The sequence below is a fragment of the Algibacter marinivivus genome (assembly GCF_003143755.1).
GTDB lineage: Bacteria > Bacteroidota > Bacteroidia > Flavobacteriales > Flavobacteriaceae > Algibacter_B > Algibacter_B marinivivus.
Genome location: NZ_QFRI01000002.1, coordinates 54,695 through 74,312 on the forward strand (window position 1 = coordinate 54,695; position 19,618 = coordinate 74,312).

The following is a 19,618-nucleotide window of genomic DNA, read 5'->3' on the forward strand; positions in this document are numbered from 1 at the left end:
TTAGGAATAATTAAACCTAATTGAGATAAATACAAGAATGAATCGTGAAATCATAGACATAAATGATTATACCATTTTATTGGAAGAAGCTTCTACCGATAAAAACTTAATTGATTCATGTTTTTTTGATGAACCTGTAATAGCTATCGCTTTTTATGGTGCGGGTGATGTTGGACTTAATGTAAAGTTTGATGAAAAAATAAAAAAATTTCATCATACAAAGGGTATGGTTTTATCATTCTACGCAAATAATAAAGTAGAATTTGAACATCATGTATCAAAATTAAAGCCGCTTCAATGTTTAGTAATAGCAACAACTATTAAAAACATAGACAAATTACAAAATAGCGAAGGTCACTTTTTAGAAAAGTTTTTGCATCAGTTAGTACACCCAAAAGATCATTATGTTGGAGGTCCTGTATTTAATATGAGCCCAGAAATGTTTCTATTAGTTGAGCAATTCTTTAGCAATACCTATGTAGGAGAGATTAAAATGATGTTCTATAAAAGTCATATAGCTGCTTTACTTTCTCATTATTTTGCGCAACTAGCCAACCAACAAAATACACCACTTAATAATTCGCTATTAGAAAAAATTAATCTAGCACAAGAAATTTTACTTTCAGACTTAGAAAATCCACCTTCCTTAACCGAATTGGCTCATAAAATTGGAACTAATACCAACAAACTAAAAATAGAATTCAAAGCGCAGTTTGGTGTTCCTGTTTTTAAATACTTACAAAACGAACGATTAAAAAAAGCATATAATTTAATAAAGAAAGAACGAAAAACTATTCAAGAAGCTGCTTGGGCTGTAGGTTATGATAGTTTAGGCTCTTTCTCTAACGCTTTTGAAAAAAAGTTTGGTTATAGACCTAGCCAAGTATAAAATTCTTTTCGAATAAATTATAATTCTTTTTGAATAAGTCGCTGGCTTACAGCTACAATAAATTTGTATCATAATTAAAAACAAAAATTATGATTAGTAAAAATTTATTTAGCATTCTATGTGGCATTTTAGTTTGGGTTTTAGGAGTTGGCTTTTACCTCTTTTCCTATTATATACCTTTTTTAGAAAACCCTGAATTACAATCAAATATCATACTAGCTTTAGGCATTATACCTAGCGCATGTTTAGGGACTTATCTGTTCTATAGAAACCACTACATGAAACCATCTGCATTGGCTATTACATTTGTAATTGTGGCTACTGTATTAGATGTATTGATAACAGTTCCTGCTTTTATAATACCGTATGGTGGGAGTTATTCAAAATTCTTTGGAGACCCTATGTTTTATACCATAGTAGTTGAGTTTTACTTCATTGTATTGTATTTCGGTACTCATTTAACAAAAAAAATAAAAGCATGAAAACAACAGCTCTTTTTATAACAATTTTATTGAATGCACTTTCTACAGGCTTTTTCTTCGCTTGGTCCGTTTCGGTTATACTGGGAACAAAAAAAGTAGGCGATTTCACTTACTTGGAAAGCATGCAGAGTATCAATAAAGAAATCTTAAACCCAGCATTCTTTATTGTGTTCTTTGGAAGCCTTATTATGTTGGTAATGTCCGCCAGTATGCAGTTTAATAACAAATCAATGTTTGGGTTGGTTTTAGCATCAGCAATCATATACCTAATTGGGACTTTTGGTATTACAGCCTTTGGAAATGTTCCTTTAAATAATGAATTAGAAGCATTAAACATTACCAAACTGAGCATATTAGAATTAAAAAACTTTAGAACCTATTATGAAAGTGCTTGGAATCAATATCATAACATACGAACCATTTCAAGTATAATTTCATTCATACTATTACTTATATCAATATTTATTAAAAAATAATTTTAAAACAATTCATTATGAAAACGAACATTTTAGTTATCGGAGGAACCGGAAAAACTGGTCGCCGAGTAGTAGAACAATTACAAAACAAAGGAATTGAACCAAGAATTGGCTCAAGAAACGCATCACCAAGCTTTGATTGGGATAATAAAGACACTTGGGTAAATGCTTTACAAGGCATAGAAAGAATGTATGTAACCTATTATCCTGATTTAGCTGTCCCAGGAGCCAAAGAGGCCATACAGAGTTTAACTTATTTAGCTAAAGAGTTAGGTGTTAAAAAAATGGTTTTACTCTCTGGAAAAGGGGAAACAGAAGCTGAAGCTTGTGAAAAAATTGTGATAAATTCTGGTATGGATTATACCATAGTTAGAGCGTCTTGGTTTAACCAAAATTGGAGCGAAAGTTTCTTTTTAGAACCTATTTTATCTGGAGAAGTAGCATTGCCAATGTCTGATGTTTTAATTCCATTTGTAGATGCAAATGATATTGCAGAAGTTGCTGCAACTGTATTACTAGATGATGCTTTTAATGGAGAGATCATTGAGGTAACAGGACCAGAATTAATTACATTTAAGCAAGTCGTTGATATCATTTCGAAGACTATTGACAGAAGTTTAAATTTCTATGACATCACATTAGAACAATATATTGATGGCATGAAACAAATGCAAATACCAAATGATGTTGTTTGGTTAATTGAGTATTTATTTAGTCATGTCTTAACCAATCCGAAAAATCAGTTAGTAATTAATGATATAGAGAAAGTTCTGGGCAGAAAAGCAAAAACATTTTTAGAATATGCGCAAGAAACTGCTCAAACTGGTATTTGGAATCAGGTAAGCGCTGCATAACTTATATAAATAATAGCGATTTGAGTTTTATATTCAAGTCGCTATTCTTTTTATCTTTCGAATAGGGCTAAATATTAACTAGCTATTAATATTCAGGGCCGTTAAGCGATACTCCAAAACAACAACCCTCAGCAAATGGCCCCGCGTTAGGGGTTGCAGTGGATAGCCCACAGCTTTTGCAGTTTAGTGCATAAGCGAAGACTTGCAACGAAACATTTATGCTCATGAATTCAAAAATTTAAAATAGAAATGCATCAATAAAAGCCCGACCCTTTACGGGTAATGCCCAAATATTTATTTTAATACTAGCACAAGTTAAGTTCAGGTTGCTTTTTATCTTGATTATTGTGCGGTGAGCCTATTAATGGGTTGATTATTATAGGATGAGAAATATTAGGCGTATCTTTACAGTCTACAAATATTTAAAACACAGAGGATTTTTAAACTATGGCAAAATCGCAAGTAACATTTAACAAAATTGAAAAAGAAAAAAAACGCTTAAAGAAACGAGAAGAAAAGCAAAAAAAGAAAGAAGCTCGTAAGGCAGAAAAGGAAGCAAGTGGTACATCTGGTATTCAGTTTGCATATGTTGATTTTAACGGTAATTTAACTGATACGCCTCCAGACCCAGCAATGCGTGAAAAGGTTGAGGCAGAAAGTATTGAGTTAGGAATTCCTAAAAAAGAGGACAGAGAAGAGGAGGAGCCAGCAAACAAAGAGGGTAAAGTATCTTTCTTTGACCACTCTAAAGGTTTTGGTTTTATAATTGATAGCATAAACCAAGAAAAATATTTTGTACATGTTAGCGGATTGCTTGAGGATATTGAGGAAAACGATAAAGTAACTTACGAGTTAGAGCGTGGGCAAAAGGGTATGAATGCCGTAAGAGTTAAGAAAATATAAAGTTTTTCTGGTTTATTTTCCAGAAATCTAATCATACAAAAGGCTAAATATGAGTGTATCGCGTAAAACGGTTCTTATCATTTTAGCCTTTTTTGCTATTTATGTAATTTGGGGTTCTACGTACCTTTTAAATAAAATAGCTGTTACGCAGTTGGCACCGTTTTTTCTTTCGGGTGTACGTTTTGCAGTTGCCAGTGTTATTATTTTTATAATAGCTAAATCTTTAAAAGTTAGTTTATATATTTCAAAAAAACAGCTACTTAACACTACCATTTCAGGCTTTTTGTTTTTAACTTTAGGTAACGGGCTTGCTGTTGTTGCACTACAATATATTGATAGTGGTTTTGCAGCTTTAGAGATTGCGTCTCAACCTTTGGTGGTACTTATTATGATGCGTATACTTTTAGGTAAACGTATTTCTACAATGTCTTACATTGGCGTAGTTTTAGGTTTTATAGGTGTATTTCTTTTAGTGAGCCAAAAAGAAATTATAAGTAAAGACGGGCAGATTTTAGGAATGATTTTAATTTTTGCTTGTATGCTAAGTTGGGCTTACGGGAGTATTTTTGTTGGTAAAGCTGACTTACCTTCAAACATATTTGTAAATGCGGGTTACCAAATGCTTACTGGTGGTATTATGCTTGCTATTGTTAGTATATTTTTAGGTGAATCTTGGGTGCTACCTAACTTGTGGGAAACGGATGTAAAATGGTCTATGCTTGGGTTAATTATCTTTGGAAGTATTATTGCTTTTACATCTTTTAATTTTCTTTTAAAAGAGGTCTCCCCAGAAAAAGTAGCAACTAATACGTATGTAAACCCCATTATTGCTCTAATTCTAGGTTGGTGGATTTTAGATGAACATATTACTTTGCAATCTATAATTGCTGCTGTGGTTTTACTTACTGGTGTTTATTTTATAAATACGAAACGTACTTTTAAATTAAAAAATATTGGACGTTAAACAAGCTGTAAAATTTATGCTGATAAGCACTTTGGCATTTGCAAGCATGAATGCTATTGTTAAGCATCTAGTGCATATGAATGCTTTTCAAATTGTGTTTTTCAGATCTGTAAGTTCATTGTTTTTCACGTTTGGATTTTTACTTAAAAATAAGATTCCAGTTTTAGGAACAAACAGAAAGCTTTTGGTTTTAAGAGGCTTAGTAGGTGTTACCTCTATGAGTTTATTTTTTATGTCTACCAAATATTTACCTATTGGCACCGCAGTATCTTTACGTTATATGGCTCCAATATTCGCTGGAGTTTTTGCTATTTATTTTCTGAAGGAAAAAATAAAACCTTTGCAATGGTTATTTTTTACTATGGCTTTTGTTGGTGTTTTAATTTTAAAGGGCTTTGATACTGAATTGGATGGTTTTGGGCTGCTTTTAGTTTTTATATCTGCCGTTTTTAGCGGACTGGTTTACATTGTAATTAGTAAAATAGGGAAGAGTAACCATCCTGTAGTTGTTGTAAACTATTTTATGGTTATTTCTACCATTGTAGGTGGCATATTATCTATTAATAATTGGGTGAACCCTAAAGGAATAGAATGGCTTATGGTATTTGGCCTTGGTATGTTTGGTTATTTTGGGCAGGTTTATATGACTAAAGCTTTTCAAATTGCATCAACTAACCAAGTAGCACCGTTAAAGTATTTGGAGGTTATTTTCACACTTTTAATTGGAGCACTATTGTTTAGCGAGGTTTACACTTTATATAGCCTTTTAGGTATTACCATGATTATTTTTGGGTTAATACTTAACGCCATGTACAAAGGCAAAAAATAAGCACCTTATTAAAGGTATTTAATTTGTAATTTTGCTGCGCTTTATTTTATAAAAAAGTATTTAAATGAGTTTAAAAGTTCGCATTAATAAAATTAGAAGACGCATTATGCGAAGTATTACCAAGCGTGTTGGTAGTTCTTATACAGAGCCAAAGAAGGGTGATATTGTGTTTTCTGAAATTAAGCGTATTTTGATTATTAGGCCTAATCATCGTTTAGGAAATCAACTATTATTAACACCACTTGTTCAAGAGGTTATAAATACGTTTCCGGCTTGTGCTATTGATTTGTTTGTTAAGGGTGGTGTAGCTCATCCTGTTTTTGAAAACTACAATGAAATTGATACCATTATAAAATTACCTAGAAAACCTTTTGATAACGTCTTTAAATACGCTAAAAGCTGGTTGTCTATCAAAAATAAAACCTATGATTTGGTTATAAATGCAGATAGAAACTCATCGTCTGGTAAATTGTTAACGCAATTAGCCAAAGCAAAAATTAAAGTTTTTGGAGATGTTGATGAAAGTATTAAAACGAAATATGCTGATCATGAGCACATATCTAAATATCCTATTTATAATTTAAGACATTACTTGTCTAAATTAGGATTTGAAAATATTCAAACAGAAGTGCCTCTTTTAGATATTAAACTCAGTGATGACGAGCTTTTCAAAGGAAAAGAGATTTTAAATAGCATCATTAAAAATGATAAAAAAACAATTTGCATTTATACTAATGCTACTGGTGCTAAATGTTATTCTGAAGATTGGTGGGATGCTGTGTATTCTAGATTATTAAAGGAATATCCTGATTATAATATTATCGAGATGCTACCCATAGAAAACATTTCTAAAATTAACTTTAAAGCACCAAACTTCTACAGTCAAGATATTCGAGAAATGGGTGCAATTACAAACAATACTAGTGTTTTTGTTTCCGCAGATAATGGTGTAATGCACCTTGCTAGTGCTTCTCAAACCCCAATTGTTGGTTTCTTTTCTAGAACAAATACAAAAATTTATGGGTCTTACGGTAATGGAAGTGTTGCTCTAAATACCAATGAAACTAACATTGATGATTGGTTTAAGGAAATCGCACAAATTTTAAAGTCTTAACATAACTATTTAAGTTATAACACGCTGTTTTTAACACTTTTATAAGATGACATCAAAAGATTATTTACTAAATTGAGTAACTAAATTTTTTGTTTTTTGAAGACTTTCTGTTTATATCTGATTATTTGTATTCTATCATTAGTATCATGTAAATCATCAAAAGCTACTGATGCTCAAATTAATGCTTTAAAAAATTTAGTTGAAAGTAAAAACTATACTATTGAATCAAATTGGGCCTATCCACAAGTTACGAATGCTGTTCAACAGGTTTTAAACTCAGGGCTATTACAACCTGGAAATTCAGCAAATGCTATAAACCTTATAGGGAATTCAAATTTCTTAGCGATTTCGAGCGATAGTATAAACTCCTATTTGCCTTATTTTGGAGAACGTCAAATGAATATTGGCTATGGAGGACAAGATAGCGGCATAGTACTAAAAACTATGATGGAGGACTATTCTGAAACTAAAGGAAAGCATGATAGTCATATTATTCGGTTTAGCGCTAGAAACAAATCTGAAACTTTTAATATTATAATTCAGTTGTTTCCAAGTTTAAAAAGCGAAATTAGAGTTAACAGTTCATCTAGATTTCCTATTTCTTATATAGGACAAGTTGAACCAATTAAGAAATAATTAGTTTTTACTTTAAAAGGATGCGTTTCATCTATTCATCGTAGAATTTTATAGTTCAATCGATTATTTTCTTCAAGATTTATGTATTGACTTAGTTTTGAGGTAATTAAAAAAATCATCCCCAAATGAAAAACTTAATTACTCTATTTAGCTTTGTTTTAATCCTTTCTTGTTTCAACTTTTTATCTGCTCAAGATAGTACTGGTGAATCAGAAGATATTCCAAAGAATTACAAAAAAAGAAGTCCTATCTATGATTATTCAGAAAAGCAATTGAATAATGTAGATACTATTCCTGATTTTGCTGCAAACTCTCAAAAGTTAAAAGTAACTGGTACCATTTATGAAAATGATGGTGTAACACCTGCAAAAAATGTTATGTTGTTTATTCATCATACTGACGAAAATGGAGATTTTGAATTAAAAAGACAAAATAAAAAACGCTATGTGCACCATAGAGGATGGGTTAAAACTGATTCTGACGGTAAGTACACATTTTATACGTTTGTACCTGGTAAATATCTTTATAGTAACGAATTGACTCAGATTCTGCCTATTATTAAAGAGCCTAATAAGCCTGAGTATAAAATTGAAACATTTCTTTTTGATAATGACCCTTTGCTTACTGGTAAATGTAGAAAGAAAGTTGAGGAAACTAACCCTAAAAGAATTCTAACTTTAAAGTTAAACAAGGAAGAAGGTTTATTTGAAGCGAAGCGTGATATTGTTTTAGGTAGAGAAGAAACCGAATCCTATTCCTATTAAAAATCTAACTAAACTATTTTAAAGGTAAATATGCTGCATTGTAATTACCATGAAATTTTCAGTTTTGCAATATTAATCATTGGATGAAACATAAAGTAAATGATTCTTTGAATCTCTAAAAAGAAACATTTGATGATTAAGTATATCTTAAAGCTCTTGTTAATTCAAGGGCTTTTGATGTTTTATACTTTAATATTAAGTATTTTATAAGAATCTCAGTTTATAATTATGACTTCAAGTATCTTTTAAATATTAATACGTAAAACGAATATAAAATCTAGTTCAACGTATATTACTCAAACCACCTCAAAAAAAGATTCACTATATAATAGTATGTTTTATCAGGTTACTTTGGCTGTTTATAACCCAAAAAACAATAACATGAAAAAACAACTACTTATTTTAATGACTCTATTTACAGCTTTAATAGGGTATTCGCAAACGGTTGGAGATACCTTTGTTGATAATTTTGTTACTTATGAAGTTACTTCTATTTCACCCTATGAAGTGGAAGTTCATGGCTATGACCATAATAATGGCAGCACAGATGTAGTTATACCTGCCACAGTTATTAATAATGGCACAACTTATAATGTAACTAGTATTGAGGATGACGCTTTTAATTATAATGGACCAACTGGTAAAATAACCAGTGTTACATTTACCTTACCTAGTAATATAACAAGCATTGGAATTCAGGCCTTTCGAGACCAGAACTTAACAACATTAACAATACCGTCAAGTGTTATTAGTATTAGCCAGTATGCTTTTTGGCATAATAATTTAACAAGTGTTACTTTAGAAAATGGTATTGAAAGCATTGGAGATCATGCTTTTTCAACGAATCAAATAACTAGTATTATTATTCCAAATAGTGTTACCACTATTGGTCAATTTGCTTTTCAAAGCAATCAATTAACTAGTGCTACACTCTCAAATAACCTTATCACTATTGGTTCAGCTGCTTTTAGTCAAAACCAACTTCAAAGCATTGTTATTCCAAATAGTGTTACAAGTTTTGGTAGTGCATTTAGTGCTAATCAATTAACTAATATTACATTCCCTAGTGGTATTACAAATATTGATGTTGGCGCTTTTCGAAGTAATAATTTAACTCATGTTACAATTCCTGCTACGGTAACAAACATTGAGAATACTGCTTTTAGGGATAATCCTTTAGCTACTGTAACGTCACAAGCAACTACACCACCAACTGTATTCACAGGAGGTATTAATGATTCTTTTTGGAATCGTTCTATTATTGACTTAACCATTCCGAATGGAACATCAACTTCATATGCTGCTGGTGGTTGGACAGGGTTTAATTCGGTAACTGAGGCAAGTCCATTGACTGTTGGTAGTACTTTTGTTGTTGATTATATAACCTATGAAGTAACCTCTGTATCACCAGATACTGTTGAAGCTATTGATTATGATATGACTGGAGGTTCTGTAGTTGATATACCTGCTAGTGTTTCCTATAGTATTTCAAATTATAATGTTACTAGTATTGGTATTAATGCTTTTGCACAGAAACAACTCACAAGTATTACTATTCCTAATAGTATTATTAATATTAAACATCATGCATTTAATAGTAATCAACTGACAAGTGTTATAATACCCGAGAGCGTAACTGATATAGATTATTTGGCTTTTACACTAAACCCTATAAGCACAATTGTTTCACTAAATACAACACCACCTACTATAACGACTCTTGCTGGAGGTACTTTCGGGGTCTCTAATCGTAGTAATATTAATTTAATTATAACAAATAATACTACTGACGAATATGTTACTGATAGTGGTGCATTATGGACAGGGTTTAAAATGGTTTTTGAAGCAACATCTCCAACTACAGTTGAAGTTTCAAATTATGATCCAGTAAATGGTACCAATGCTGTAATACCAGCAACTGTTGCAGCTGGTCCTATTGTATTTGATGTTACAAAAATTGATGATTCAGCATTTGAAAATATTGGTTTGACTAGTGTTACCATTCCTGATAGTGTTACAGATATTGGAATTTCTGCATTTAATACTAACAATTTAACGAGTGTAACAATACCAGATAGTGTTACCATTATTGAAACTACAGCTTTTGCTACAAATTCTATTACTAATCTTTCATTAGGTGCTAATGTTACTGATATAGGTATTGGTGCTTTTGTAGATAATGATTTAACAGGTGTTACTATTCCTAGTAATGTTACTTTTATCGGTTTATTGGCTTTTGGCAATAACCCATTAACTAGTGTAACCTCATATGCTACAACACCACCAACAATTACCACAGGTACTAATGATACTTTTGCTTTTAACCGCAGCAATATTGAATTACATATTCCACCTGGTACTTTAGTAGCATATGTTACAGATTCAGGTGCTTTATGGACAGGTTTTAACCCTGTAACACAAGATGCATCACTGAACACTTCAAATTTTGAATTAGAGCATGGTATAAAAATAGTAACCAATAGCGATGCATTAAAAATAATATCATCTAGAAGTGCAAAACTTAAAAGTTATAGTATATACAGCATTTCTGGAGCAAAAGTGAATAATGGTACAGAAAGTACTATAGCAATTGATAATCTATCTGGCGGTGTATATATATTGGAACTAACGTTCGATACAGGAAAACTTGTTAAAAAGTTTGCGAAGTAAATTATTTTAAGCAGAACATATTTAAGAAATAAGCCCCATTTCTTGATTTAATTAACCGTAAGTGTTTTTCATTAAAACACTTACGGTTAATTGTTAATTATATGATTATACTTGTATAATTTTTAACTCATTTTTTGTTGGAAACTTTCAAAAAAGTTGTTTTTAATATTTAAATACTCTCATTCTTAGGATGAAAATTATCAAAATCATCATTGTTTTTTTCTTTTTTTTGTTTTATACGAATTCCTCTATATCACAAAACAAAAAAATTGATAGCCTTAAAATAGAATTGCAGCATCATAAAGAAAAGGATACAACCAGAGTGAATATTTTAAATGCGCTGGCTTTTTCTCATTTCAGTAGAGATATGCCAAAAACCCTTGAATATTTGGATGAAGCATATACGATAGCTGATATTATCCAGTTTGAAAAGGGGAAAGCCAGAAATATTTATATAAAAGGTATAACCGAGGCTATACAATCGAATTATGACCAAGCACTTGGTTACTATAATGAGGCGTTGAAATTATATGAAAATATTGATTTCAAAAAGGGTATAGCCAACTGTTATAATGCCATGGGCATAACCTACAAAAATATAGGAAAACCAAGAAAATCAGTAGACTATATTAAAAAAGCAATAAAGATAGAAGAGGAGATAGGAAGTAATAACCTATCTGCAAGTTTAATAAATTTGGGGAATTCATATACGGATTTGGGTGAATTTGCTGAAGCCATTCCATATTTAAATAAAGCGCTTTCTATAGCTAAGGCTGATAAAAATAAACAACGTGTTGCCTATAGTTTAAATAATTTAGGTACTATTTATTTGGACCAGGGAAATTACCCACTTGCCTTAGAGTACTTTAAAGAATCTTTATACATTAATGAAAAGATTGGGGATAGTTTAGGTATTGCCAATCACCTGAATAATATAGGTTGGATGTATAAGACTCGGAAGCAATATGATAAGGCTATGAAGCACTATGAAAAGGCCTTAGAAATAGACAAACGGATTGATAATAAAAGAGGTGTTTCATCAACATTGAATGATATAGGCATCATATATGAAGAAAATGGAGATTACGAACGTGCTCTCAATTATTATATTAAAGCATTAGACATAAACAAACAAATTGGTTCAAAAAAGGGAATTCCAAATATTTTGCATAATATTGGAGAGGTTTATTTGGCATTAAATGAATTCAACACTGCAAATCAATATTTCTCAGAGGCAAAGAAAATCAGTACAGAAATTGGAGACAAGGTAACATTATGCGATACATATATAGGATTGGCGAAAACATATGCGAACCAAAAACTATATGACAGTGCTCTCAATAATGTACTAAAGGCAAAAAAAATTTCCAAAGTATCTGGTTTTTTGGATTGTCAAAAGGAAGCTACGGAAATTCTTTTCAATATTTATAAAGCTACAGGCAACTATAGGGATGCACTTGAAAACCACCAACAATTCAAAACATTAAATGACAGTCTGTTCAATAAAGAAAATATAAAGAAAATAGCCCAAATAGAGTACGAGTATAAGTATAAGCAAGCATTAGATTCTGCAAATATTAGAGAATTACAATTAACTAAAACAGTAAGGGCTAAATCTGAGGACTTAGAAAAAACGCAACGCAATTATTTATGGGCTATTATAGGTGTTCTAATGATTTCTATGCTATTAGGGTCTGTTATTTTTTATCAAAAGTTAAAAAATGCCAAAACCAAAACTCAAAATGCGGTTATAGAGCAAAAATTATTACGCTCGCAAATGACACCACATTTTATCTTTAATTCATTATCAGTCTTACAAGGGATGATATTAAATAAAGAAGATAAAAAATCTGTTTCATACCTATCAAAATTTTCAAAATTATTAAGAATTACTTTAGAAAACTCAAGAGATAAAACAGTGTTACTTTCGCAAGAATTAAAAGCTGTCCAAAATTATTTAACCCTTCAGAATTTAGAAAACGATGCATATCAATCTACACTTTTAGTAGAAGAAACCATAGATATCCCTATGTTTGAAGTACCTCCAATGTTAATTCAACCATTTGTAGAAAATGCCATAGAACATGCTTTTATTGATACTAACGATGATAAAAAAATTGATATTCGCTTAAAATATATAGATAAAAAACTAATATGTACTATAGCTGATAATGGTATTGGTTATATGCCTCAAAAAAAGACTAATAATGGGTATAAAAAATCACTATCTACAGCTATAACTTCAGAACGCTTAAAAATACTATCTAAAGATTTTAAAATGGATGGTTCAGTTACTATTGAAGATAGAGAAAAATATAACGCACAAGGCACTATTGTAACTTTAGTTATTCCTCATAAATTTGTTGCATGATGAAGACATTAATAGTAGAAGACAAAGCATATATTAGAAAAGGATTAATTAATCTATTACAAACCATAGACGCCAAAGTTGAAGTAATAGGTGAGTGTGCCTCTGTAAAAGACGCAGTTGTTGTTGCTAATGCTTGCAAACCAGGTTTAATTTTTTTGGATATTAACCTAACTGATGGTAATGCTTTTGAGTTTTTAGAACAAGTTGAGCATCTAAATTTTAAAGTGATTTTTATAACAGCTTATGAAGAATATGCACTAAAAGCTTTAAAAAGTGGGGCAGTAGATTATATCTTAAAACCTGTAGATATAGAAGAACTTCAATCTGCCTTGGAAAAAGTAAAGCAACTTCCTGTAGCAAAACAAAAACAACAAATTAATACAGTAAGGTCAAATTGGACTAACGACGATGATAAACTTATTTTATCATTGCATGATAGTTTTCAAGTTATTAATTTAAATGAGTTATTATATTGTGAGTCTGATAAAGGTTATACAACGTTTTATTGTAGTGATAATAAAAGATACGTAGTTTCTAAAACATTAAAAGAATTTGTAAATCAGCTATCACGATCTAATTTTGTTCGTCCACATCAATCTTATATGGTAAACCTAAAGTTTATAGATAAATATGAGAAATCTGGGACTATTTATCTTAAAAACGGAAAAAAAATCCCAGTATCTTCACGAAAGAAAGAACATTTTGTAGCATCGTTTTTGAATTCTCATAAAAGCTAAAATTCATTTTTCTAATTCATATTTTTTCTTCATTAAAATAACATTAAGCTACCTATTGGCAAGTCCTAGAGAAAGGCTATTTTAGATAGGATTTAGCGAGAATATATTGATTTGTCTCAAGAATATATTCTGTGATATTTTAATGTTCTATTTTTTAATAAACATACGTGAAATATTTTCACCACTTAATAATTTTAAATTTAATATATAAGTTCCCTCACTAAGGTTTTTTATATTAATTTCTTTTGTTTTAGCATTCACCAGTAATGTTTTTATTTGCTGACCTACTAAATTATAAATTGAAATATTTTGAATAGTTTTCTCTGAATTTATCATCATTTTTTCTTCTGCTGGATTTGGATATATCTTTAATACAAATCCACCATTATCAAAATAATTTGTACTTAAACTTACACTAGAACTTGCTTTCCAGTTAATAGCCAGGGCATTATCAGAATTAACATCAATAAGTTCTAAATAAAAGCCATCTCCATCTGCAGACTCTGGCCAAGGTGCTTCATCTTTATACTCAACCTGGTCAATTACATTGCCAAAAGCGTCTACTAATACTAAATTATGGCTCTTGTTTGATAAATCTCTTAAAAAAGTTCCAAAAGGGGCTTTACCATATTTAGCTTGAAAAGTAGTAGCGTCTGCTGCTAAATGAATCACTTCTCCAGCTGCAATAGTAGCATTTTCAGGGAATTGATACGACACACCCAATTTTTCAAAATAGATTCCTGTAAGGTTTACAATTGTACTTCCAGTGTTTTGAATTTCAATAAACTCTAAATCATCACTCTCAGGGAAAGTATCTGTTTCTATTGGGTTGTAATCAATTTTAGTTATAACCAAAGAAGGTGTTTGTACCGTATAACAACTTGTATAGTTGTTAAGGTTGTATTCCATCCATATAATTCTCTCTTGTATCCAGCTCTTCATATTAGCTATTTCTCCATAAAAATCATCTATAGTATTCCATCGTTCATTTTCACGAACAACAGCTTCAGATATTAATGCTGCAGTATTATCAATTAAGTCTGATATGTAATTATAATTTAAGGGCTGTCCAGTATTAGTAAGTTCATCAAACCGTTTTGATAAATAACAATTAAATGCTGGGTTATCAAAAAGGTCTCCCCAAAAATTTGCTCCAATATTGCTGAATTCAAATTGCCAAACATCAGTAAAACTGCGGTCAAAATAAATATCAAAAAAGTCAAATAAATCATTGCCAAAGGTTAAATTATAATCCCAAATTGGGCCGGCTCTTAATTTTCCTCCTCTATCTTTATGGTAATACGTACTAAGTGCATATGCATCAGCATTTGAGCTAATTTCAGCCATCAACATATAATCTATAAATGAAGGCACATCTATGACTGCTGGATAGCCATTTGTAATATCAGAATTATTTGCAGAATTGTCTAAATCTCGAAAAACAGATTCAATATATGCGGATTGAACCGAAGTAATATCATCTGAGTTTGGCTTTTCATGAATATACCCAGCACCGTTATTGTACCAAGCCTCAGGGTCTTCTTCGGATGGTCTATCTGTCTGCATAAGATAACCTCCTGTAACTTCTGGGAATACGTTTTCATCATCAGATAACTTTGCAATATCTACCCGATCTCCATCTCGTTTTATTTTCTCTGAAAGTGCATATAAGCCTTTGTAATCGCCATTAACTACAACTTCACAATACCGTAAATTTGCAGCATACTGGCCCATTTCTCTTGCCATTTCATAGCTAATAAAATCACGCATCATACTATCATCAAAAGCAAAAGAATTTAAAATCCAATCATTTTCTTTAGCCATTCCAAGTAACTCTACATTATCATCTTCTATACCATCATCTTCCAAAGTATCAATACCATATGGCTTTTTATCTAATGCTTGTGATGAAGAACCTCTAGTTTCAATTCCTATTGTACCAGAATAATTCAAATACTCATCATTATCAGCATCACAAATAAAATTTCTAGCACCATTCGGTCTTTCGATAATTTTCATTGTACCTAAGACTTTTGGCTCATCAGGAATTGTAGCCCCATTAAATGTTTCAATGATAACAATTGGCAAATTACTATTGTTGAATGTATCCGAATTTAAGTCTTCAATACAAACTTCTGGGGTTTTCCAGAAATATAGATTATCAACATAAATTTTTCCTCCATTTCCATTATCAAATTTAAATTGATAAGCATTAGTAAGATCTCCTGTAATACCTGTAATAGGAATATCAACACTTTTCCATGACCCAGGTTGACTAGAAATAGGGTGAGCAATTTCATCGCCAGAACTAATGACATAAACATTTGGAGCAGAGTTGTTAGTCCAAATATCAACATGCAAGAATTCCATAGCTGATATGTCTTGTGGATGATCGCCCCAATGCGTTCCTTGATAATTAAAGTTTGAATATTCTAAGGATAAGTTACCAGATCCTGGCACTATTTCAAAAGCTTCGTTAACAGATGTATTTTGAGCCCAATCAGGATTAAAATAAACATCAGGAACATTTATGTAAGCCTCACTAAATATGGAAATAACATCAGAAGCATTTCTATTAGGTGGAGTTGGAGCATCTTCAATTGGAGTAGTAATAACTTCTTCATACAAAAAATCATCAATATAAGCTGTTACAAAATCAAAATTGCCTTCTGAATTTACTTGAAGTAACACTCTGTTAAAATCCGTTCTGCTAATTGGATTAGGTGAACTTCCATCTAGGTTTATATAATTATCAGTAGCAAAATTAAAAGAAACTTCTTGCCATTGATCAAGGACAATGGGCTTTATAATTTCAGTTTGTGTGGTCCAAGGTAAATCGATAGTTCCATCTTGTAATTTTAATGAAACTTGATTTGGTTGTGTACCAGTTATACTACTAGAAGGCACATAGATTTTTATTGAAAAAGAACTACTAGTAGAAAGGTCAAAATTTTCACTAGCTTGAAAACGAACATTTGCCCATTCACCACCAATATCTTCATATTGTAATACCGTATTGGAAGTATTGATTCCTTCAGGATACGGATTTGAAAACGCTGTATCTATAATCGTATTGTCTGCAGCCCAAGTTGTAATATTTCCATTTCCTTCAAAATCATCATTTAGATTTGAAACTTGTGAAAAAAGGCACGTAGAAAAACATATAGTAATTACTACAAAAAACAAGTATTTCATGAATTTTTATTTTGTTTAAAACAAAATTAATCTTTTAAGTATTTTTTTATGAGCAATGCTACTATACATAAACGCTACAGTTTTATTTAATTAATCCGTTAAGGGAGAAAATAATACACCTTATCGAATTTTTTGATTCTCACACTAAATTGCAAGTCATATTTATAACTCATAATTTATAATATTATAGTTGGTTATTTATAGAAGACTGACTTATAAATCGTTCTAAATTTTGTCACTTTTACAATTTAAGTTTTGTTGAAAAATGATAATTATTATAGTTTCTTATACAATGTCAATTAAGCAGTTTGAGGTTCAATATTACTTTAAGATTTTAAACACTTTTTATTTGACGACGCAGGAGGGAAGCAAAATGGCCAAAAAATGATGCATAAATATTTAGAATAGTTATATTTGTCATGTTAACTAATAAAATGACAAGTAAATAGATGAGTTCGTTTTTAGACCAATCTGCTGGATACCTTATAAATATGACAGCACTCTTATTAAAAAGAGAATTTAGTTCTGCAATTAAAAGCCATAACATAGATGTAACACCCGAGCAATGGGCAATTCTTAACAGGTTAAACGAAAACTCTGATTTAACACAAAAAGAAGTAGCAAAATTAACTTTTAAAGACAACGCAAATATTACGAGGATGGTTGATAAACTTGAAAAGAAAGGTTTAGTTATTAGGCATTCTGACCCTAATGACCGTCGCAGTTGGAATTTATCTATAACCAAAAAAGGAATAGAAATACGTGATTTAGTAGAACCACTTGCAGTTGATATTTTAAATAAAATATCTAAAAACATAAGTAAAAAGGAAATGGATTCGTATAATAAAATATCTAACAAAATAATTAATAATTTAATTGAGTAATTTTTTATTCATATATTTGTCATAACAAATATTGTTATATCAATTATAATATAATTATCATGAAGTATTTTAAAACATTAGCAATTGCAATTCTATTAGTAACTACAGTGACATCTTGTTTAAATAAAGAAAAAACTGAAAAAAAGACAAATATGGAATCTAACAAAAAAACAAACATTACTCTTATAAATCCTTTTGAAGTACCAGAAGGCAAGATAGAAGAATCAATAGTTTATTGGGAAGCTTGTAGAGATTTTCTTAAAAAAGAACCTGGTTATATTTCAACCAAATTACATAAATCAATAAAAGAAGGTTCAAAATTTGAATTAATAAATGTTGCCGTTTGGGAAAGCCCAAAGGCATTTACAGAAGCAAGTCAAAAAATGGCAAAAGAACTAGGAGTATTACCTCCAGAAGGGCTTAAAGCTAATCCGTCTCTTTATTCTGTTATCAGTGAATAAATAGGAAAATAAAAAATCAAAACTTCAAGATTTCAATAATTTGTATTATAAAGTTCTGCGTTATGCAACTTGAGGTGCACGATCTCTTATTTATTAAATAACTTGCGTAAGTAATATGTGTGTAATGGTTTGATTAATTCTGAATATAATTAACAATTAAAGTTCCATTTATTAACCTATTTTCATTATCAATACCACTAAAAACTCCTTCTTGTGTACCATTTTTATTTTTTAAATAATAGGTTTTGAAATATATATTCACTCTCTCTAGAGCTATAATGCCTGAAAAACTAAACCTAAAATTTATTACCGATCCTTTGTTAAGCAATTCAAAATTGTCTTTTTCTATATATACATTATCAGTTAACGTTATAATTTGATAATTTGTTGGTAATATTTTGAATTTTAAAATCTCTTTAAAGCCAGTATCAAAATTAAAATTTAACTCATAGGTTCCAGGTAATTTGCCGTATAGCGAAGCATATGGACTATTACTTGATAACTCCAAAGCATTTCTAGGCACAAAACTATTATTAACAATACGCTTGTTTCTAATTTCTAAAGCTATATATGGAGGAATAAAAGGTGTTTTAGATTGTTCTTCCATTACTTGTTTACTCTCACACTTTTCAAGAATAGAGCGTCCTGCAACAGTATTTGTATAAATATCAAAAGTGCAATACGTACCAATAAGATAATTTATGTTTGAAGGTGATTTATGGCCTATATAATAAATCTCACTTGCACCTTCAATATATCTATCGCCAGAAAGTGTATTGGTTTTTATTGTAATTGTGTCTCCTTGTCGCTTTATACTACCATTACTGTAATGTTCTCTAAAAGTTCCATCTTCTAAAGGATATATAAAAATATGTTGAATTTTTTTCCAATTATTTGATATTATAGTTTGTCCTTTTAATATTGTATCGTCTTCCCCAAAATAGTAATTTAGATAATAGTAAGTTATATCTTCATTATCTTTATAAATTAAATCATGCTGTTTCTCATACTCGATAACAGATGTTTTATTTTCTTCAAGAAAGACATTAAAATTCTTGTAACCTAAATAAAGTAAAATGATGTCTTTATAATGTTGATTAAGCTTAATTATTGGTTTGCCTTTTTCAAGTTCTCGTGATTTATCATAAAGATATTTTCCATTAATAAACTCAGAGCCAATGTCTTCAAAATCTTTCTTTAGACTTGGCTTATCATCATTAAAAGCACCATAACCATATAATTGTAATGCTTTTGGAAGCTTCTTAAGATTATGCTTATATAAGAAGGTTTCATATACTTTATCTAATATAATCTTAAAGTATTCAGGAGTTAGTAGTAATGAGCTTGATTTCATAAATTCCTATTATTTAAATAAAATTATTAAAAATA

The 19,618-nt window shown here is 30.4% G+C and carries 17 protein-coding genes; 15 read left to right on the top strand and 2 right to left on the bottom strand.

The window, feature by feature from the left end; translation table 11 throughout:
• The first annotated feature begins 37 nt into the window (after positions 1-37).
• The 13 genes from DIS18_RS08635 to DIS18_RS08695 all read left to right on the top strand — a co-directional run bounded on the left by DIS18_RS08635 (position 38) and on the right by DIS18_RS08695 (position 13,689).
• Positions 38-889, top strand: a complete 852-nt coding sequence (locus tag DIS18_RS08635; protein WP_109352681.1) for a helix-turn-helix domain-containing protein — start codon at positions 38-40, stop codon at positions 887-889.
• 89 nt (positions 890-978) lie between these two features.
• Positions 979-1,371 carry a DUF5367 family protein gene (locus DIS18_RS08640; protein ID WP_109352682.1) on the top strand — a complete coding sequence of 131 codons (393 nt, stop codon included), beginning with the start codon at positions 979-981 and terminating at the stop codon, positions 1,369-1,371.
• On the top strand, positions 1,368-1,847 hold the full coding sequence (locus tag DIS18_RS08645; RefSeq protein WP_109352683.1) for an anthrone oxygenase family protein: 480 nt from the start codon (positions 1,368-1,370) through the stop codon (positions 1,845-1,847). Before DIS18_RS08640 ends, DIS18_RS08645 begins: the two co-directional genes overlap by 4 nt.
• Before the next feature lie 17 nt (positions 1,848-1,864).
• The gene (locus tag DIS18_RS08650) at positions 1,865-2,701 is read left to right on the top strand and encodes an NmrA family NAD(P)-binding protein (protein ID WP_109352684.1); all 837 of its coding nucleotides are present in this window, start codon (positions 1,865-1,867) and stop codon (positions 2,699-2,701) included.
• A 447-nt stretch (positions 2,702-3,148) separates the two neighbouring features.
• A complete protein-coding gene (locus tag DIS18_RS08655; protein ID WP_109352685.1) occupies positions 3,149-3,604 on the top strand; it encodes a cold-shock protein in 456 nt (151 codons plus the stop codon).
• 49 nt (positions 3,605-3,653) lie between these two features.
• Positions 3,654-4,568: an EamA family transporter gene (locus DIS18_RS08660; protein ID WP_109352686.1), complete on the top strand. Its 915-nt coding sequence runs from the start codon at positions 3,654-3,656 to the stop codon at positions 4,566-4,568.
• A gap of 16 nt (positions 4,569-4,584) precedes the next feature.
• Positions 4,585-5,397 (top strand): DMT family transporter, encoded by an 813-nt coding sequence (locus tag DIS18_RS08665; RefSeq protein ID WP_109353224.1) that lies wholly within the window; start codon positions 4,585-4,587, stop codon positions 5,395-5,397.
• A 64-nt stretch (positions 5,398-5,461) separates the two neighbouring features.
• Positions 5,462-6,511, top strand: coding sequence for a glycosyltransferase family 9 protein (locus DIS18_RS08670; RefSeq protein WP_109352687.1), 1,050 nt, complete (start codon positions 5,462-5,464; stop codon positions 6,509-6,511).
• 96 nt (positions 6,512-6,607) lie between these two features.
• A complete protein-coding gene (locus tag DIS18_RS08675; protein ID WP_181364019.1) occupies positions 6,608-7,147 on the top strand; it encodes a DUF4251 domain-containing protein in 540 nt (179 codons plus the stop codon).
• Positions 7,148-7,272: 125 nt separating this feature from the next.
• Positions 7,273-7,911, top strand: a complete 639-nt coding sequence (locus DIS18_RS08680) for a peptidase associated/transthyretin-like domain-containing protein (protein ID WP_109352689.1) — start codon at positions 7,273-7,275, stop codon at positions 7,909-7,911.
• A 381-nt stretch (positions 7,912-8,292) separates the two neighbouring features.
• Entirely contained in the window at positions 8,293-10,581 is a 2,289-nt protein-coding gene (locus tag DIS18_RS08685; RefSeq protein WP_181364020.1) for a leucine-rich repeat protein, read from the top strand.
• Between the two features lie 190 nt (positions 10,582-10,771).
• On the top strand, positions 10,772-12,952 hold the full coding sequence (locus DIS18_RS08690; protein WP_245925643.1) for a tetratricopeptide repeat protein: 2,181 nt from the start codon (positions 10,772-10,774) through the stop codon (positions 12,950-12,952).
• A complete protein-coding gene (locus DIS18_RS08695) occupies positions 12,952-13,689 on the top strand; it encodes a LytR/AlgR family response regulator transcription factor (protein WP_109352691.1) in 738 nt (245 codons plus the stop codon). Before DIS18_RS08690 ends, DIS18_RS08695 begins: the two co-directional genes overlap by 1 nt.
• Before the next feature lie 147 nt (positions 13,690-13,836).
• Here DIS18_RS08695 and DIS18_RS08700 read toward each other — a convergent pair whose 3' ends face one another.
• Positions 13,837-16,884, bottom strand: a complete 3,048-nt coding sequence (locus tag DIS18_RS08700; protein WP_245925647.1) for a CotH kinase family protein — start codon at positions 16,882-16,884, stop codon at positions 13,837-13,839.
• Positions 16,885-17,333: 449 nt separating this feature from the next.
• Between DIS18_RS08700 and DIS18_RS08710 the strand changes: the two genes are divergently transcribed.
• Both DIS18_RS08710 and DIS18_RS08715 read left to right on the top strand, forming a co-directional pair.
• On the top strand, positions 17,334-17,768 hold the full coding sequence (locus DIS18_RS08710; RefSeq protein WP_109352692.1) for a MarR family winged helix-turn-helix transcriptional regulator: 435 nt from the start codon (positions 17,334-17,336) through the stop codon (positions 17,766-17,768).
• 59 nt (positions 17,769-17,827) lie between these two features.
• Complete coding sequence (locus tag DIS18_RS08715) at positions 17,828-18,229, top strand: antibiotic biosynthesis monooxygenase family protein (protein ID WP_219930762.1); 402 nt, start codon at positions 17,828-17,830, stop codon at positions 18,227-18,229.
• A 133-nt stretch (positions 18,230-18,362) separates the two neighbouring features.
• Here the strand turns inward: DIS18_RS08715 and DIS18_RS08720 are convergent, their stop codons facing one another.
• Entirely contained in the window at positions 18,363-19,583 is a 1,221-nt protein-coding gene (locus DIS18_RS08720) for a hypothetical protein (protein WP_109352693.1), read from the bottom strand.
• Positions 19,584-19,618: the final 35 nt, after the last annotated feature.

Coding starts and splice junctions, on each gene's coding strand:
- DIS18_RS08635 (WP_109352681.1), top strand. CDS start 38: ATGAATCGTGAAATCATAGACATAAATGATTATACCATTTTATTGGAA.
- DIS18_RS08640 (WP_109352682.1), top strand. CDS start 979: ATGATTAGTAAAAATTTATTTAGCATTCTATGTGGCATTTTAGTTTGG.
- DIS18_RS08645 (WP_109352683.1), top strand. CDS start 1,368: ATGAAAACAACAGCTCTTTTTATAACAATTTTATTGAATGCACTTTCT.
- DIS18_RS08650 (WP_109352684.1), top strand. CDS start 1,865: ATGAAAACGAACATTTTAGTTATCGGAGGAACCGGAAAAACTGGTCGC.
- DIS18_RS08655 (WP_109352685.1), top strand. CDS start 3,149: ATGGCAAAATCGCAAGTAACATTTAACAAAATTGAAAAAGAAAAAAAA.
- DIS18_RS08660 (WP_109352686.1), top strand. CDS start 3,654: ATGAGTGTATCGCGTAAAACGGTTCTTATCATTTTAGCCTTTTTTGCT.
- DIS18_RS08665 (WP_109353224.1), top strand. CDS start 4,585: ATGCTGATAAGCACTTTGGCATTTGCAAGCATGAATGCTATTGTTAAG.
- DIS18_RS08670 (WP_109352687.1), top strand. CDS start 5,462: ATGAGTTTAAAAGTTCGCATTAATAAAATTAGAAGACGCATTATGCGA.
- DIS18_RS08680 (WP_109352689.1), top strand. CDS start 7,273: ATGAAAAACTTAATTACTCTATTTAGCTTTGTTTTAATCCTTTCTTGT.
- DIS18_RS08685 (WP_181364020.1), top strand. CDS start 8,293: ATGAAAAAACAACTACTTATTTTAATGACTCTATTTACAGCTTTAATA.
- DIS18_RS08690 (WP_245925643.1), top strand. CDS start 10,772: ATGAAAATTATCAAAATCATCATTGTTTTTTTCTTTTTTTTGTTTTAT.
- DIS18_RS08695 (WP_109352691.1), top strand. CDS start 12,952: ATGAAGACATTAATAGTAGAAGACAAAGCATATATTAGAAAAGGATTA.
- DIS18_RS08700 (WP_245925647.1), bottom strand. CDS start 16,884: ATGAAATACTTGTTTTTTGTAGTAATTACTATATGTTTTTCTACGTGC.
- DIS18_RS08710 (WP_109352692.1), top strand. CDS start 17,334: ATGAGTTCGTTTTTAGACCAATCTGCTGGATACCTTATAAATATGACA.
- DIS18_RS08715 (WP_219930762.1), top strand. CDS start 17,828: ATGAAGTATTTTAAAACATTAGCAATTGCAATTCTATTAGTAACTACA.
- DIS18_RS08720 (WP_109352693.1), bottom strand. CDS start 19,583: ATGAAATCAAGCTCATTACTACTAACTCCTGAATACTTTAAGATTATA.